General features: G+C 38.8%; 14 protein-coding genes. 5 read left to right on the top strand and 9 right to left on the bottom strand.

Annotated features, from left to right (window positions below):
• Positions 1-13 precede the first annotated feature (13 nt).
• Genes HCG49_RS15015 through HCG49_RS14995 form a run of 5 tightly spaced genes read left to right on the top strand, consistent with a single transcriptional unit; the run spans position 14 to position 6212 of the window.
• Complete coding sequence (locus HCG49_RS15015) at positions 14-634, top strand: hypothetical protein (RefSeq protein ID WP_168470344.1); 621 nt, start codon at positions 14-16, stop codon at positions 632-634.
• 7 nt (positions 635-641) lie between these two features.
• Positions 642-1655 (top strand): conjugative transposon protein TraM, encoded by a 1014-nt coding sequence (gene traM / locus HCG49_RS15010; protein ID WP_168470343.1) that lies wholly within the window; start codon positions 642-644, stop codon positions 1653-1655.
• Complete coding sequence (locus HCG49_RS15005; protein ID WP_168470342.1) at positions 1655-2620, top strand: DUF4138 domain-containing protein; 966 nt, start codon at positions 1655-1657, stop codon at positions 2618-2620. Before traM ends, HCG49_RS15005 begins: the two co-directional genes overlap by 1 nt.
• Before the next feature lie 2 nt (positions 2621-2622).
• Complete coding sequence (locus HCG49_RS15000) at positions 2623-3162, top strand: conjugal transfer protein TraO (RefSeq protein ID WP_168470341.1); 540 nt, start codon at positions 2623-2625, stop codon at positions 3160-3162.
• Between the two features lie 11 nt (positions 3163-3173).
• Complete coding sequence (locus tag HCG49_RS14995) at positions 3174-6212, top strand: TraQ conjugal transfer family protein (protein ID WP_168470340.1); 3039 nt, start codon at positions 3174-3176, stop codon at positions 6210-6212.
• A 12-nt stretch (positions 6213-6224) separates the two neighbouring features.
• Here HCG49_RS14995 and HCG49_RS14990 read toward each other — a convergent pair whose 3' ends face one another.
• The 9 genes from HCG49_RS14990 to HCG49_RS14955 all read right to left on the bottom strand — a co-directional run bounded on the left by HCG49_RS14990 (position 6225) and on the right by HCG49_RS14955 (position 17660).
• Entirely contained in the window at positions 6225-6710 is a 486-nt protein-coding gene (locus HCG49_RS14990; protein WP_168470339.1) for a hypothetical protein, read from the bottom strand.
• A gap of 271 nt (positions 6711-6981) precedes the next feature.
• Positions 6982-7254: a hypothetical protein gene (locus tag HCG49_RS14985; protein WP_168470338.1), complete on the bottom strand. Its 273-nt coding sequence runs from the start codon at positions 7252-7254 to the stop codon at positions 6982-6984.
• A 3-nt stretch (positions 7255-7257) separates the two neighbouring features.
• Complete coding sequence (locus HCG49_RS14980; protein ID WP_168470337.1) at positions 7258-7527, bottom strand: helix-turn-helix domain-containing protein; 270 nt, start codon at positions 7525-7527, stop codon at positions 7258-7260.
• 492 nt (positions 7528-8019) lie between these two features.
• The gene (locus tag HCG49_RS14975) at positions 8020-9468 is read right to left on the bottom strand and encodes a tagaturonate reductase (RefSeq protein ID WP_168470336.1); all 1449 of its coding nucleotides are present in this window, start codon (positions 9466-9468) and stop codon (positions 8020-8022) included.
• 652 nt (positions 9469-10120) lie between these two features.
• Positions 10121-11773 (bottom strand): UxaA family hydrolase, encoded by a 1653-nt coding sequence (locus tag HCG49_RS14970; protein WP_168470335.1) that lies wholly within the window; start codon positions 11771-11773, stop codon positions 10121-10123.
• Between the two features lie 11 nt (positions 11774-11784).
• The gene (locus tag HCG49_RS14965) at positions 11785-12792 is read right to left on the bottom strand and encodes a zinc-binding alcohol dehydrogenase family protein (protein WP_168470334.1); all 1008 of its coding nucleotides are present in this window, start codon (positions 12790-12792) and stop codon (positions 11785-11787) included.
• A gap of 642 nt (positions 12793-13434) precedes the next feature.
• Positions 13435-13560, bottom strand: coding sequence for a DDE-type integrase/transposase/recombinase (locus HCG49_RS18860; protein ID WP_410488998.1), 126 nt, complete (start codon positions 13558-13560; stop codon positions 13435-13437).
• 290 nt (positions 13561-13850) lie between these two features.
• Positions 13851-14282, bottom strand: coding sequence for a transposase (locus tag HCG49_RS14960; protein ID WP_240938717.1), 432 nt, complete (start codon positions 14280-14282; stop codon positions 13851-13853).
• 231 nt (positions 14283-14513) lie between these two features.
• Positions 14514-17660, bottom strand: a complete 3147-nt coding sequence (locus HCG49_RS14955) for a DUF5107 domain-containing protein (RefSeq protein WP_168470333.1) — start codon at positions 17658-17660, stop codon at positions 14514-14516.
• Between the last annotated feature and the right edge of the window lie 155 nt (positions 17661-17815).

Below are 17815 nucleotides of genomic sequence, written 5' to 3'. Positions count from 1 at the left end.
ATCAAAAACACAAATGGACGATAAATATAAGATTTTTAACGATTTAAGCAGGGTTAACACCAGAAGCTATAGAGTGATATATGTATCTTTAATAATAACATTCGCGACAACCATCCTCAATATCTTTTATACCTACAAGACAACCGAAAACGCGAAAAACAATTTTTATCTGCTCGATAATGGCCAAAAGTTGGCAACCGTTAGGATCAAGGACTACAGACGGGCAGTTGATATTTTATGTGAGGGACATATTACAAACTTTCACGAACTGTTTTTTGCGTTGGAACCCGATCTACGCCATATAAAAAGAAATATCGAAACTAAGGCACTCTATATGGCAGATCACTCGGTTCAACGCCTGTACAATCGTTTGATCGATCAGAACTATTACGAGGATATCGCGAAGAGCGGCTATTCCATAGAAGTTGAGATGGACTCGATATTTGTAAATTATTCTAGTCATCCGTTCGCCTTTAAATTCTATGGCAAGCAACGGATTTTAAAAAGCGGGAATGCGGAATATCGAAGCTTGGTCACCCAGGGGTATTTGATTGAAACCAGCGCTACCCTCAACAATTTAAATGGATTAAAGATTATAAAATTCGATGTCCTAAAAAATCAGGATTTACAATAAACAACCTATGAACCGCAACATTGAAAAATTCAATCTCTGGTTAAAACGGCATAAGCTGTTCGCGTTCTCAGCTCCTATCATCGTATTTCTGGCGGCATTCTTTGTAATGACAAGTATCAGTTCAATTCATAAGGAACTACCCCCTCAGGGGTCCGAAGATGGCTACAATAAGAGTCTGCCAAACCACGACCAAGAACTTGATGTTTCCGGGCCAAACGATATCTATAACAAATCCCGACTAGACTCCTTGAACCAATTAAGAACGCTAAGCAAATTAAAAGGAATTGAAAGTAACAAAAAGAAGAATGACTCTCTGGAACAGATCTTGATTGAATTGCAAAACTTTTCATTTAGTGAAAGAGATAAAGATCGCCAACAAAACAACCCTTCCTCCTCCAGTTCGCTGTCACCCTCTACAAAGGCCACTTCCATAGTATCTGAGGCACAAAAAAAGTTAGCCTATAGAAATATGCTCATTCAGGCAAGAGAACAACGGTTGGCTCGTAATCAAGATTATTCTGCTCCGTATATTGAACCCTCCCAAAAAAAAATTGCCACCACCCCCCTATTTAATGCAGTAATTTACCGTGACCAGTTTATTTTGCCTGGAAACCGGGTTACCCTAATATTACGGGAGGACATTAAGCTCAACGGAAGGCGATTCCCAAAGAACACCTTTGTTTATGCTACAGCCAATATCCAAGGGGCTAGAATATTGTTAGAGGTTTCCAACCTGGCCAATATACCAATTGCTTTGACGGCCATTGATCAGGAAGATGGTATGATCGGGCTACATAATGAACGTGCAGGTGAATTGTTACAGGAATTCAAAGCAGACATACAGCATCAGGGCATTAAAGAATTATCCGCTACGGTAGGCAATGCCACCGATATTCCCTTGGCGCAAAACCTTGTTCGTTCATTTGGCAATTTTTTCCGAAAGAAAAAATACAAACAACGGGACAAAATACTTTTGGTCAATGGGGACCGTGTATTTCTAACACCAAAAAAACAGGAATAATGAGAAAAGCTTGGATCATATTATTGGCCCTAATTACTGGTTCTGCGTTAAGTGCCCAGGCATATAGCGATACCTTACAGGTATCGAAGCACTTTAAGACCATTTTGATTTTTCCGGAAAATATTTCGGAAAGTAGCATTGGAAATGATTTTGGTTTTAATGTGGATTTGCCAAAACCAGAGGGTGGAAAATTTGGTGGCCGCATCGTTAAACTATATTACGATGAAATTGCCACCGAAAATAAAAGAACAACCAATTACTTGGTTATCACCGACTCCGGTAATGTATATGATTTTATATTAAAACTTGTGGAGGTTCCCCAACAAACTACATGGTACATCAAAAAAGAAATGGCTATTGCCAATATCTCGGACGAACTTGTATTAGAAGAGGTAGCTACGGGAAGGCGCATTGAAAATAATGATGTGGAAATCAAGAAAGAAGGTAATGGGCCAATGGAGAGAGAACCTTCCCAAACAAAAATGAGTGTGGTCAAAGATGGTACAACCGAAGAATTGTACCGATCCAACCCTATGGAATATATTCGGCTTAGGTGTTATTATATGCAATTCGACAAACCAAAAATCATTCGGTATTTTTCCAGGTCGGGCAACGTTTTTATCTGGCTTAAAGGTGTTTACTACAATCAAGACGAACTATATTTTCAGTACCGAATCGAAAACAAGGAGGGGCTTGATCTGGACATCAATTTTATAAAACATCAAATTGCCACCAATTATAAAAATAGCAGTAGCAATCAGAAAATGGAATTAGAGCCTGTTTTTACTTATAAACAGCCAAAGAGGGTCGAAGCAAAAAGTGAGAATCATTTTATAGTGGTTTTCAAGAAGTTTGCTTTGGACGAGAGAAAAGAAGTGGTGGTTGAATTGGACGAAGAATATGGCAATCGCAATATCTCATTACGCATTGGCCATGAAATTATTAATAATCCTATACAATTTTAAATATGAGGAACACAGCCCTTATTTTTGTTCTTTTCGTTTCCTCCTGGGTTTTCTCCCAAGGCAACAACTTTTCATCCTCGGTTGGTTTTAGTGGAGGCTACGCCGAGGACGGTTATGGATTTAAAGGTACCTTCAATTACCACCTGAACCGAAATCGATATGCACAATTGAGCATATTTGCTGCCATTGCCGAAGATAAAGCGTCTTTTAATATTCCTTATAACATATTCACGGTCCAGCCCGGCTACTTTCTAAAGGTTTGGGAACAAAGAAACTTTAAACGCTATGCTTTAAATGTCGGCGGAGGGGGCGTTTTTGGATATGAAATCATTAATAACGGAAACCGATCCTTGTCCAACGGGGCTATTTTGGACGCTAAGAGCCAATTTATATATGGGGTATTCTTAGGATTGGAAGGCGAGATAACCTTAAGTAATGATTTTTCTCTTTTGCTTAAAGCCAATGAATACTTTCATATCAACAGTGACGTTGGTCAATTCTATCCCTATGCCGGTTTAGGGATTCGATATTTTCTATTCTAAACCCAAGTAAGATGAAAAAAATTAATCAAAATACATTTCTTCCCTTAGGTCTATTAAGTGCTCTCCTCATTCTGATATTTTCCTGTAGCAAAGATTTTGAAGAGCTAATACTAGATAGTTTCAATTTTTCCTTTGTCGGGGAGCACCATCCGGAAACCTTCCTATTTGAGAATACGAGGACCTCATTCTCGATAACCCCAGAAAAAGAAATTTCAACTGTAGAATATTTCGTTAAATACCTTCCCAACAATAAGAAAGGGCACTTTATTTCTATAGAGGGGGATACTATCCGACCCAACGATACCTTGCTGGTAAAAAAACGACAATGGAATTACAATTATGTGGCCGTCGATACAGGAACGCACAAAGTAAAGTTTTTGGCATGGGACACCAATGCAAATAAAAAAGAACTCAGCCTAGTATACAATGCCAACTATGCTAGTTTTAGTTTTCTTTTGAACAAAGGGAATACCGAGTTTATCATAAATTCCAAAAACCCAATCAATGCTACGTTGCTTCGGGACAAGGAAACACTAAACCCCAACAACAAAAACGATTTTGAGATTACATATCAAATCCAAGACGGTACTGGAAAACTATATGTTGACGACCAACCTTTCGATGCTGGAACTCCCTTTTTCCTACCTAAGGGGATAACGGAACTGAGATATCTTCCTGAAACCTTGGGAGAGCATAAACTTAGCTTAACTGCCAAAGCCCCGGACGGAGCTACCATAACCGAAGAACTATTGTTTAATGTAGTAAATCTAGAATTTACTTTCAACACAACGGCAGCTTCCACTGTAGTAGAGCTAGACACTAATTTGGCAATCGCAGTAGACCTTAAACCACAAAATAACGAATCTAAGGTGAACTATGAAATTACACATTCATTCGCCGCTACTAGCCTAGGGGGTGGAACCGTAAGGGATCAAAATGGTGGTGTTCTGGAGCCAGGGCAATATAGAGCAATTATACCTAATTCCTATAATTATACTTTCACGAGCAATGTATTGGGTAAACGAAAAATCTATTTTTCAGTTAGGGATACCAATGGACAAACCAAAAGGGATAGTGTGGAGATCGAAGTAGCAAATATTCCCTTCTCATTTACTGGAAATTCGGAGAGCAACTCTGTTTTTATCAATGAGCGCACCCAATTGAATTTCAATTTAAAATCTAACGGAAATACTCAAAACATTCAATATAGTTTATCGCATCAGATTCTAGAAGGAAACGGAAGGGTTGAAAAGGGAGACGGTACCATCTTACAAAACTCAAAAGAGTACGACGTGAATATAGGCGACATCTCCCTATTCTATTATCCTGAATCCTTGGGCTCTCACCAAATTTCATTTATGGTAACCGATAATTACGGTCAGGAAGTGGGCCCTGTATTAATTGATCTGGAAACCAAACAGAACGATTTCACTTTAAATATTACCCCTTCCAAAACCTCAGAATTTGTCAACACACCTATCATAACCATCATAGATATCGATGAAATCCCTGAAGGAACCAACGATCTGTACGAAGCCTTTTATTCATCAGGAAAAAATAGTTCGTTACAGGTAAACGGAACTACATATGGTCCAGGGGAAAAATTTCAATTGAACCCAAATAATAACAACGTTGTTTACATTGGAGCAGAACCCGGACAACACAATATTGTTATTAGTGTTGAATCCAGTGCGAATATCACCCATACTGCCAGTACCACGATTGAGTATAAACAAATTGATTTCATTTTTACCGCAGGGAGCCAGAAATCAGATATTTCTGTTGGAGAAACAACCTCTCTAAACTTTAATATTTCCGAGCACGTGGGTACCTCCAATTATAAGATGCGCTACAGTATTAACGGAAATGCTCTTATTAAAAATGAGAACGGCATAGCCGTAAGTTCAGGCAACATTTATGAGGTTCCTAAAGGGAATTTCAATTGGAGCTTGGAGGGTACCGATGAAAGCAATGTTGAATTGGTCTTTTATGTCCAAAACGATACTGGTCTAGAAAAATCAGTGGCTGTTAGTGTTACTGTATCTCCCAAAGATTATAATTTTTCCGCAAATGCAACTCAATCCCAAACATATACGGAAACGCCTGTAGCTGTCAACTTCAACATCACGGAAATAGGCATTGGAGGAGACAGCTATACCATGTATTTCTCTTCCGGAAACAGTAACGGGACTTTCGAGTTTAATGGGGAAACTTATGCAGCAGGAGAAGGTTTTAGCGTTCCAATTGGTTCTTTCCAAGGAATGTACACAGGATTAATCGAAGACAACCATCAAGTCGCTTTTACGGTGAGGTCTTCCTCCCAAGCAGAAAAAACAGCCAACGTTTCCATCGATTTTCAAAAATATGAGGAGTTCTTTGATCTTACCGTAAGCCAGTCGACCCAAGACAAGTTCGAGGATCAACCGTTTTTGATCAATGTGGTCACCAACGCCACTTCCGGACATGACCCTTCTATTACCTATGAAATGACGTTTCAATTCTCAGGCATGAACGGCGGTTATATTAACCATCAGGGAAAAATTTATAGAGAAGGGGAAGTGATCCCTTTGGAATACGGTTCGGTAGCTATGCAGTTTTATCCGGAAATCGACGATACTTTCACTATTAATTTTCGGGTAGAAAATTCAACGGGTATATCTCAAACTACCAGTGAATCTATAGAAATGTTGAAAAAGCCAACCGTAGCGGTTAAAGGTGAAAAACATAATATTAATTGTGGGGGACTTAATGGGTGTGACTATGTCATCCGCATTTATACTTGTTTTGCCGCCAATTGTTCCGAGGCCTATAACGGTGCCAACCTTCAACAGGTAGAAGTACGTATTTATAATAAAAAAGATAACCGATGGGATACCATGTTATTCAATTATAACGACGCCAAAGGATCCGGGGTAGAACGCTATTTTGAACTTGAGGAAGAGCCCAAGGAGAGTAAACTACGATATCAAGACCAACCTTATCAAGTCAGGGTTTTAGATACGAATGGACAATGGAGTGAAAAAGGTACCGGACATATCATACGAGTTTAAATTTATTTATTCCTAACTTTTTTTAAATGTGATTGTAACTATTACATTCTCATCCCCCAAAGTATCATTTGATTCAACTATTAACTTCGTTCTGGTAAAGTCGATAATTCTCATCTCATTCCTATTATCAAACCGAATTATCGAATTATTTATTAGCTCGTAGCTATCCTCCTCAATAGTAGAAAAAGGAGATTGCTCATCACATGACAAGCCGTTTTCGTTAATCGCATACAATCCTTTTTCTCCTTCCCCCATCTCAGTAAAAAAGGTGAGGTTGTCCTTTATACATTGCCTAATTTCTTGGGTATTGAACAAATCGATATTAACCGTTCCGTCACCATTGATATCCACCGCTCTATCAGTCATTATCGCTTGATACTCCCATTGACCAAGTAAGGCCTTACTTCTGTCGGAATCCGGAACGTTTGCATCATCTTTACTACAGGAGAGGGTAAAAAAAATAGGGACAATAAGGGAAATAATTAAGTTTAATCTCATAACTATCTATTTTAGAGCGTTATAAATATAAAAATTCTGATTATCAATAGAGTACTAAAAAAAATCATTTCTTGATTCTAGTGGTGGGGAATTAAAGGCAAATGGTGCTTTTTCAGCGCTATTTGCGTTTATGTGCGGTTTCGAGGAGGTTGAAAAACCAAAGTCAAAAAACGTCCGAAACGGTACGGGCGCAGATCGTACGCTAGGGGTGCATGAAGTCGAAAGTTTTTTCAACTTCCGCAGGAACATGGAGTGTGGCTATTAGGCAACATTATAAAGATTGATTCCACCCTTTTTCCTCGCCATTGCTTGAACCCAAACTTCTACCATGTTGCTGGTCTACCGAATTTGTATGCCTATTACCCTTACTTTTTTTTAATTCGTCATTGAATTCCGCCATACCAGCTTGCATCGCATTTAGATGACTGTCTTCTGAATCTAGCCCCTTGAACATTGGGGAGGATAAATTGAGCTCTTTGGCCAATTCATACCCAAGATTAAAGGCCTGTAGATAATCACGATCTACTTTTGTTTCTTTCTTCATATCTTAAAATGTTTCGCGCACATGTTTTTCTATATATTCATGTAAGGAATCTCTATCGTACAGAATAATTCTCTTTTGGGGTTGTGAAAACCTAATCTTTCCTTCATCCCTTAATTTCTGTAAAGTGGAGGTAGATTTAATATTAAGTATTAACATTGCCTCTTCCCCGTCTATCCATTTAGCTGGTTTGTTTTTTCGGCTGGATTCAATGTGTTCCACCACCTTATCAAATAAGGCATAAAATGCTTCTTCCTGAAGACAAACGACTTGCATGAATTTAATTTTAAAAGTTATATGAATAGACTTAATTGTAGGGGTACTTTTACTTCCAATAAGATACAAAATATGTGGTTTTCCATCAAGATTTTTTAGTCTAATTGTCAGTGAATTAGATGAATGGTGATATTTTATAAATTGCTATCCTTCAATTCCAAATATTACCATATTTGAAGATATGATATTTGTTTAAATATTAATTCGCCTACAGTATTCCTTTGGCGTAAAAGTTACTCTTGTATTTTGTTGTTCACTGAAATAAATAAAATATACCATAATAACATTTCTGTTTTTAAATTATCAACTGTAAACTTCTCTAAGAGTTGAGATCTATAGTTCTTACAACTGCAGTTAATTCTCTAGATTACAATTCAATATGATTATAGATTCTTTATAAGCTAAAAGAAAATAAAGCCTATGGACACACTTTTATAAAATTAAGGCTCTATATAATGAATCTTAGTACTAATCGCACTTAATGGTTTATAATTAAACTTCCAAGCTACTTAGTACCCCTTGCTGTTCTATGGAACCAATTAAACTAATAATCATTTTGGTCAAGCCTGGAATCTCGTTAAGGTTTTCCCCCCAGATATCTGAATTTGCCAGAATTTGGTTCATAGTTTCTTCCAAAGAAGTTATTTCTCGTTCGTATTGACCCCAACTTTCGTTAAAAAAGGAGAGTACCTTGGGGTCGTCTTTTAGGTCGATTTTCTTCCCATAATATTTCCCTTTGTAAAAATAAAGTAGCGCAGCCAATCCAAAAACGATCCTTTTGGGTAATGTTTTCTCCAAGGCTAAGTAATCTTTAAGAGTAGGTAACAAGCGGGCAACAAACTTAGAGGTGCTATTAAGGGCAATACTGATCAATTCGTGTTTTAAAAATGGGTTTTTAAATCGATCCAACACATCGTTAACAAACTGTTGTTTTACTTTCTCTGGAATATCCAATGTTAGGATTATCTCTTTCATCAATAGCTCGTTTATAAAACGACTGATTTTAGGCTGTTTCAAGGCTTCATCTACCCATCGAGTTCCTGCTAAATAAGCCACTGGTACTAAGGCGGTATGTGCTCCGTTCAATATCCGCACTTTCATTTCACGATAGGCGACTAGATCTGCCACAAATTGCACATTGAGATCGGTTTGAGCAAAAGGAAGTTCTTTTTGTACCGATTCTGGAGCCTGAATCACCCAACTGTGGTAGTATTCCCCGCAGACCATCATTGGATCCCTGTACCCTAATTCTGCTTCTATTTCTTTGGCGCGATCTTTTGGATATCCGGATACAATTCTATCTACCAAGGTATTACAAAAGTGGTTAGCCGTTAGGATCCAAGAGGTGAAATCGGACCCCAACCCCCAATGTTTGGCATATTCCAATACTACTTTTTGCAGCGTAAGTCCATTATTTTCTACTAGCTCGCAAGGCAGATGGATGAGACCTTTAGACGGATTTTGTTTAAAAAACTGGAATCTATAGTATAGGAAAAGGGTCAGTTTTGCAGGGAATTCTTTAGGCGGAGTGTATTGAAAGTCGTCCTCTAGATTAAATTTAATTCCGGCTTCGGTGGTATTGGAAACCACAAAACGCAGTTGGGGATCTTTGGCAAGTTCCAAATAACGTTCCCATTCGGTATAGGGGTTAATGATGGAATTAACACAATCTACCCGTTTAATCTCCTGTACTTGTTGTTCGTTTTTAATACCGTTTAGAATCACGGTGAAAAGTCCGTCTTGATTTTTTAATTCTTGATAATCCCCATATTCGGTTGGCTTAATAATAGCTATGCCCGAGTTAAAATTTGTCTTCTCGTTAAGGACCTGTACCATCCAGTCTACAAAGGCCCTAAGGAAATTTCCACCTCCAAATTGAAGTATTTTGGTCGGTAAGGGGGTGGTTCGTTTATTTATGTTGTTACGGTTTAATGTTTGCATTGTTTTTTTGTTGATTTGACAAATGAGCAAATGGATCAATGTAGCAATTTAGAAATGAGAACTTCCCTGGCTAAAGTTAATAATTATTTCTAGTTTTAAAAGTAAAGAATCTATCATCTAACTAATTATTCAAGACGCTGATTGGCAAATAATAATATTGCCTAAAAATCAAAACGAACTCCAATTATCATAAAAATAATCGAAAAACTAAGCTGAATTTTCATTACCTCTTTCCTCCCGAAGCGCCTAGAGTAAAGGGAGGGAAAATTCATCATTTAAACTTTACAATAAAAAGTAAACTATTCAGGGTATGGGGTAATGATTTTTCTAGCATAAAAGTAAAGATTATTAAATGTATATCTCCACCATAATGATCTAATCACACCTTATAACCTCTGTTTTTCATACAGTAACTCAAGCTTTTTTTTAACTAAAGTTCGTGTTCTCTGGCAAGCCCGAATATGTATCTCAAAACTAATTCTCACTACTCAATTCTTTGTACTTATATCTATTCTAATGTTAATGATACGGTATTAGTTTTTTCCTACTGAGAACTGCCACTGCTTACTAAGGTTTTATTCACAAATTAGGTGTGACTTCGTCTTCCCCTACCTTCGGCAGGAAAACTCAATCACCAAAAATTTACTGAATTTCACAAAGAAATTCCCCTTTTCCAAGGAATAAAATCGTTTTGATCTAAGCGTACTGCTGCCGGGACAATGTTTCCACTGGCGACTTCTATGATGTAATCCAGAATCTCTTCTCCTTTGGACTTTATGGTGCCTTCCCCAGTAATAATAGTGCCTGCATTAAAATCGATAATGTCTTTCATGCGTTCACTCAAGGCGTTATTACTGGAGATTTTAACAGTGGGCGTCACAGGGTTTCCCGTAGGTGTGCCCAAGCCTGTAGTAAAGGCAATAACATTACAACCAGAGCCTGCTAATCCGGTAGTGCTTTCCACATCATTTCCCGGGGTGCAAAGAAGGTTTAATCCTTTTTTAGTAACCGGTTCTGTGTACTCCAACACTTCCTTGACCAAGGAAGTTCCCCCTTTTTTGGCAGCTCCGGCCGATTTCATAGCGTCTGTAATGAGTCCGTCCTTAATATTTCCAGGTGATGGATTGTTTTCGAAACCCGAGCCAATGGCTACTGCCCTGTCCGAATAGGCACGCATGAGGCGAGCGAATTTCTCCGCACTTTCTGCTGTTTCACATCGGTTGATGAGTTCTTGTTCTACCCCATTCAATTCCGGAAATTCGGAAAGAACCGTAGCGCCCCCCAAGGCCACCAAAAGATCGGAAGTATGGCCAAGGGCAGGATTAGCAGAGATGCCAGAAAACCCATCAGATCCTCCACATTCCAGTCCTAATGTTAATTTACTAAGAGGTGCGGGCTCTCTGTTAATTTTATTCGCTTCTATAAGTCCTAAAAAGGTCTGTTTTACGGCATCTTCTATAAAGTGGCGTTCGCTTTTACTTTTTTGTTGTTCTAAAATATATAGGGGTTTAGAAAAGTTGGGATCTCGTTTTTCAATGGCATCCGTTAGAATTTTCACCTGCGCGTTTTGGCATCCCAAACTAAGAATGGTTGCCCCCGCTACGTTAGGATTGGTGATATAACCTGCCAATAAGTTACAAAGAGTATCCGAATCTCCACGGTCACAACCACATCCTCCGTCATGGGTTAAAAATTTTATTCCATCTACATTGGGAAAGGTGCGATTTTCTTTAATTTCTTCTGGGGTTTTAATAATGTATGCCGCCATTAGATCTTCTTTGCTGGCACCTGCTTTGTATTTGGAAACAAGTACTTCTGCATCTACAAAATACTCCTTAGCGGTGCTATAGCCTAGTGCATCCAATAAGGCTTCCCGCAATATATTTACATTTCTGTTTTCGCAGAATACCATTGGAATAACTAACCAGTGGTTGGCCGTGCCTACACGGCCATCGGCGCGGTGGTAGCCGTTAAAAGTGCGGTCTTTCCATTTGCTTACATCGGGGGCTATCCATTCTGATTGTTGTTTTCCTACGCTGTAATCGAAGGAGGCATGTACCACATTTTCTATGGTGATGGTTTCCCCTTTGGCGATGTGTTTGGTTGCTTTTCCAATTAAGTTGCCGTACATTATAATGGGATCGTTGGGTTTAAAATCCTTTAGCGCAAATTTATGTTTTGCAGAGATTTTAGAGATTAATGGAAAAGTATCGCCATTAAAAGTAATGGGGTGGCCTTGCGGCATATCTTGAAGTGCGACAAGGATAAGGTCTTCTGGGTGTATTTGTAGAAATGTTACGGACATAGTTGAGATTTTCAAAATTTGATTGTCGCTTTAATGACTCCAGTAGAAGGATCCAGCCAATTATTAAAGTGCTCTTTCATTTCTGAAAAATGTACAATATGGGTAATGAAGGAATCGGTAGGGAACTGATCGATCATGGAAATAACATATTCAAAGTCAACCACCATTGCATTTCTACTACAAAGCAAGGTGGTTTCTTTAGCATGGATTTCAGGATGTTTAAAGGTAAGTTCTCCTTTGGAGAGTCCCACTAAAACATACCGTCCGCCATGTGCCATATAGGAGGGGCCTAATTCCAAGGCTCCTTTGTGACCAGTGGCATCAAAGACTACTGTAGCCAGTTCCCCGTTGGTAATCTCAGAGATCTGTTTTATTGCGTCATTATTGGCATTCACAATATAATCGACTCCTATTTTTTCCTTTGCATAATGGAGTCGGTCCTGATTCATATCCACTGCAATTACTTTGGCACCTTCTAGCTGTGCCAATTTCATAATCCCGATTCCAATGGGACCACATCCCACTACGACAATGGTTTCACCTTTAGCAAGTTGAGCCCTCTTAATGGCATGAGCACCAATGGCCAAAGGTTCTACAATAGACATCTGATTGTCGGATAAGTTATTGGCGGGCAACAAAATGGATATTGGAACGGAGATTTGCTCTTGCATTCCTCCATCAGTATGTATCCCCAGAACTTGGATTTGGGTACAGCAGTTGGTTTTCCCGTTCCTACAAGCAATGCATTCGCCACAACTAAGATATGGCATTACTACCACTTTGTCGCCAACCTTTATACCCTTGCTGTTGTCTTCTATTTCCATTATTTGAGCCGCCAGTTCATGACCAAGTATTCTAGGATAGGTAAAAAAAGGTTGATTTCCGCTATAGGCATGTAAATCGGTACCACAAATCCCTACTCTGTTTATTTTTAAAAGAGCTTCCCCAGACTTTCTTATTGGTGACTCTTTCTCTTTTAATTGAAAGTTTCCTGGTTCTTCACACACAATGTATTTCATGTTTTTTATTTGGTTATTTATAGTTTAAAGAATTTAAATTCTTGTTTAAATGTAGTAACTTCAATGGTTTACAAATCGATTGTGACTCCATTAATTTTATTCGTTACTTCAAATCCCTAAAAAAAACAGTCTTCAGTGTTGGTTAAGTGCTTTTTAAGGTTGTATAAGCCAAAAGTACTTCCTTTTAGAACGTGCAACAAAGCTCCTCAATAATAGGCGACTGAACTTCCCTGATTAGTATTGACCGGTATTGGACATTAATTTCATTATTAAAGATAACGAGTTTTTCTCTTTGATCAGGGTGTAAAAATGACACTTTAACATTATAAGTGATAGGAGCATTCTTCCTATGTTGTTGTGCGGTCTTTTATGGTTGTAATTATTGACCGCTTTTACAACATAAAGCTTTAACCCAATAAAGTTTTTAGGTTTCCAAGGGTTCAGGTATTCCTATTTTATGATTCTGTTGATGCGTTCTGCGTAAGCATTGTCTTGGGCTAAAAGTTACATGCTTATCTCGCTTCCGTTTTTCTTTAAAAGCATAATATACTCTTTATTCGTATACTGACTTCCTCTATTGCTATGATGGAACAAAGGAGCTGCATAGTCTTTAAGTGCAATATTCAAGGAATCCATATTTGCTTACGCTCTCAGATTATCGGAAACCATGTATCCAACAGTTTTCTTAGTGTAAACGTCAATTATGAAAAACGCATAATAGTGTCTATCACCTATTGGAATATAAGTAATATCAGACTGCCAGACCATCGATGGGCGATTCACCACCATTCCTTTGATAAGATTTAGGTTATATATCTTGGAGGCGATAGTCGCTCATATATAGTTCTTTTCGCGCTTCAAACTATATCCTAGTTACTTTATCAGTTCAACGAAGCTATCCCTTCCAATAAATCCGGGTTTAAGGGAATATCTTTACCATACAACCTGGATGATCTTCTAGATCGTCCGCCTCGAGGACTAGCTGACTAACCTTGCCGTCAAAGATCTTCTGTCGTGCATCATATAGAAGGACTTCTTGTTAGTTTAAACCAGCTTCCTTATACAAATTGCTCATGGAAAAACTCATTTTTTGCTGGTTTTTCCGGAACCAGTTGATTGTGGGGTGCCGAAGTTTTTTTTTTGATATCGATATCTAGTTCCTCCTTGGCGATATCCATCATCCTCTCCAAAAAGTCAATTATGATCTGTTTACGGCCCTTCGTACGATCTAACTCCTTTACGCGAGCCTCGAGTTCCTTCATCTTTTTGTTGCTTCTGCCTTTCATCTCTATAACTCCAAATCCAGTTTCATTAAAGATAGAGAATTTATAGATCCATCGATAAATGGTCGCGTGAGTGACTCCATGAAGTTTCTCCAAATAGAGAACACTGAACTTTCCTTTTTCGAATTCCGAATTAAGACGCTTTTTGCATTCTTCTGAGTATATAAGTATAGCATAAAATACCAATCCTATAAAAATATCAGACATATAACTATATTTCCGAAGAAAATAAGCAATAGGTAGTGTAATGAAAAAGTAACCGAAATAAAATACGAATTGAACCAACAAAGCCTTAACATTGGTAAGTTCAGGCACCAGCTTTTTAAAAGCTAAAACCATTGGATTAGTGAGGTCACTAGCAATACACCATAAAAACCAATAACGAGACAATTATGATTAACAGGTAAAGTAATTCCTTCCTGGCTAAATATATTTTTCTTATTTTACTTCCATTAATGAATCAACAATACTTAATATCAGCTTAAACTCCTCATCCACGAATTTGGTATCATAGGCATGTACCTCTTCTTTTGAACTAAGTATAGCTTTCTTTAAAGCTTCATGATCGGTATCCTGATACCGGGCAACCGCCCATTCCAAGTATTTGTTATCACTTTGGTCTTTTGATATCTTTTGCAATAATTGTTGGATCTGATCTTTCTTTTTAAACTTCTCGAATACTGTTAATTGGAAGTACAATTTTGAGCTTTCATTTAGGTAGTCCGGAGTTTGATGTGACATAATCCTGTCAAAATACTTTTCAGCTTTTTCCGCCTCTCCTTTCTTCTTATAGGCCAAGGCCAAAAGATAATCATCCAATCGCTCGTCCACATCGTAATGTTTCCCTACCCCTAGGTTTTTAGGCCATAATTTAGCTTTCTTTGAATAAAAAATTGCCTCATCGTAGTCATTGGCCATCAAAGCCTGCATTGCTAAGCGCACACAGGTCTCATGGTAGACCGTCCTCCCTTCCGTTGCACCTTCAAAAGGCAGTACATTAAAGTTTTCAAGAAAATGAAGACCCGCCTTATACTCCTTTAATTCCAAAAGTATTTTTGCATAACGCATTCCCAATACCGCCTTCTCGGGATATTTGGACAAGGCCTTTTTTGTCAGCTTTTTAGCAGCCTTCCATTGATCTGTTTCCATGTAATGCTCTATCCATGCAAGCTGGACCCGCCAGTTTTCCTTATCTAAATCAACTGCACGTTCTAGGGCTTCAAGTCTAGTAGCTGCATTTTCAGGATACAATTTGATCTTTGCCAAATAAAAAGGAACAAAATCCGGTTCATTGCCGCAATCCATAAAAAGTTCCTTGGCCACTTCTATGTTTCCCTTGCTCCATTGCTGTAGTGCCAGGTAATATTTTAATTTCCAATGACTGTTATTCTTTAAGAAGTTCCTTAATACCTTACCGGTCTCAGTTCTATGGGGAAATACCATATCCGCATCCATTGCTAGCGCTCCTTCCAATAGGTTTTGCTGATCTTTGTTGCCCAAGTGCGCCATGAACAAGGCAACGATGGGATGTTGGGGCGACATTTCTAGTATTTGTAATGCCTCCTTCTGCGCCCCATATGCCATGTACTTTAATGCTACCTCTAAATAGGACTCATAAGCCAGCTCGTTGGTGATCTTTGCCTGAACTTCTATCTTGGTCAAAGCTCCCAAAAAGTAATTTTCAAAAGCATGGAATAAATTGGTGGCATCGTTCTCGTAGATTTTGGCTAGTACTCTTCTCCCACCTTCCTCATTGTCCATTTTCCGGAACAGTATTGCCCGGAGTTCCAATGCGGGAATAGCATTGGCATTGTATGTCAACGCTTTGTCCATATATTCCAACGCTTTAGCATATAGCCCTTCCTTCATTAAAAGTTTTGCCAACTCTGTATAGGAAGCCGTTCGCATTCCCACGGATTGCGTAGCAATAGAAAATCCGCTTTTGGCATCTACATAATTGCCCAAAGACGAATTGGCAAGTCCGTATAGGTAATTCCCCAGACCGTCATAGGTATCTACTTCCAAGGCTTTTTTGGAGAATTCCAAGGCCTTTTCCCAATTTTCCAATCGGTAGTAACTCAGTCCCAATCTGTTTAAGGTAGGGACATGGGTAGCTTCTTTTTCAAAGCTTTTCAAATAAGTTTCATGGGCTTCGGTATACCTCCGCTGTTTTTCAAGCTCTAATCCTTTCACATAAAGTCCATAAGCAGATTCCCAATCGAATACTGTTTCCGATTCATAGGGACGATCTAGAAGCGTCAAAGCTTCATTGGAATTGTAGACCAAAAGATTATTTCCAAGAACCACCACAAATTCTTGATCTCTTTCAAAGGTCAAGGTCTCTGTATATAGGTCTAAGGTACTTAGCTCTATATTCTTTTTTAAATGCAAATTAGCTCCTGTACGGACGACTATATAAGTATCCAAGGGCTGAAGGGCACTTAAGCGAATTTCAACGCTATTGCCCTTTCTCATCACATTCAGCACCCCATATTCCGATGCGGCCACCATCCCTTTGGTCCCTTTAAGGGGAAACCATCGCTCCTTGGCGATATCCACATCATGGGGCGTAAATTCCCGGTGCTTAAAAGGGGTGAAAGTACTGCTATTGGCCGCTTGGCTAAAGAGTTTACCTGCCTGGTATTCTATGTATTGCCCATTGGAATCGGTCAACAGGTCTTCCCATATCATCCCTTGATCGGACAATCCCCATATCCATATTTTCTTACCGGGCTTATCCTCATAACTGGCATAATGCCCGAACCCAAAATCATCTTCGTGCCAGTAACCGCCAAAATAATCCGCATAACTATCGATTATATGGTACGATTTATAGATCCCAAAATTATTGTTTTCGTATTTTGAGATATCCCTACCGGAATCTAGGGGCCAATCCCCCAATTCCCCTCCATGTCCGATTCTTTTGTTACCGGGATAGATAAATTCCAGGTCACCATCGGCTTTGGCCGCGGCATTCATCCAATGGTAATACGTTACCGGAACCTCACTGGTATTTGCCCATGTGGCGATAGTTTCAAAATATGCCTTGTCCGGGTGCAGTTTTATCTCTACGTTCCATTTGGTTCTAGAAGGAAGGTCCAGGGCCCCTACCACACAGGAAACGCTCCCGTCCGGATATTCCTTTAACGCGTAATCCACGGGGGTGGCACAGGTGGGGATATGTCCGATATCCCCAAAATTGTATTCCAATCCACCTGAAGTCCACGCTCCGCGCATGGCCACATCCCTGAATTTCACAACCTCGTTAAAATACATGAATTCCTTTCCTGTGGATTTTTCGATGGCTCCCCATATCTTTCCTCCAACTTCCGGAGAAACATATACTTTGATATAGTTGTTCTCCAGCACCACCATTTTCCAGTCCCGATACTCCCCTTGGTCCGTATAACCGTCAAAACGAAAATAAGGGTAGATACGGTTAATATTGGCCACAGGATCGGGGTCTGCGAACATATAAGTTTTCATGTTCAAATTTTCTTCCCGAACTGTTGCTTTTTGTGAAACACCTTGCTCGCACATAAATCCTAAAATAAGTAGTAATAATGTTGATTGTATCTTATGCATATTTACTGTTTTACCGTGTTGCTTCAATTATAATAAACTATGACAAACATTAAAATGGAGCTCTTTACAAGTTCAGAAATTTCTCCAAACTTAATTCGATAAACTATTATGGAAATCATCGCGTAAAAACAGTTTGATACTGATGACTAACAGAG

Origin of the sequence: Arenibacter sp. 6A1 (assembly GCF_012272855.1) — a bacterium.
In the GTDB taxonomy this organism is placed as follows: Bacteria; Bacteroidota; Bacteroidia; order Flavobacteriales; family Flavobacteriaceae; genus Arenibacter.
The sequence above is the reverse complement of the archived record's forward strand: the minus strand, read 5'-3'. Positions and strand labels throughout refer to the sequence as shown.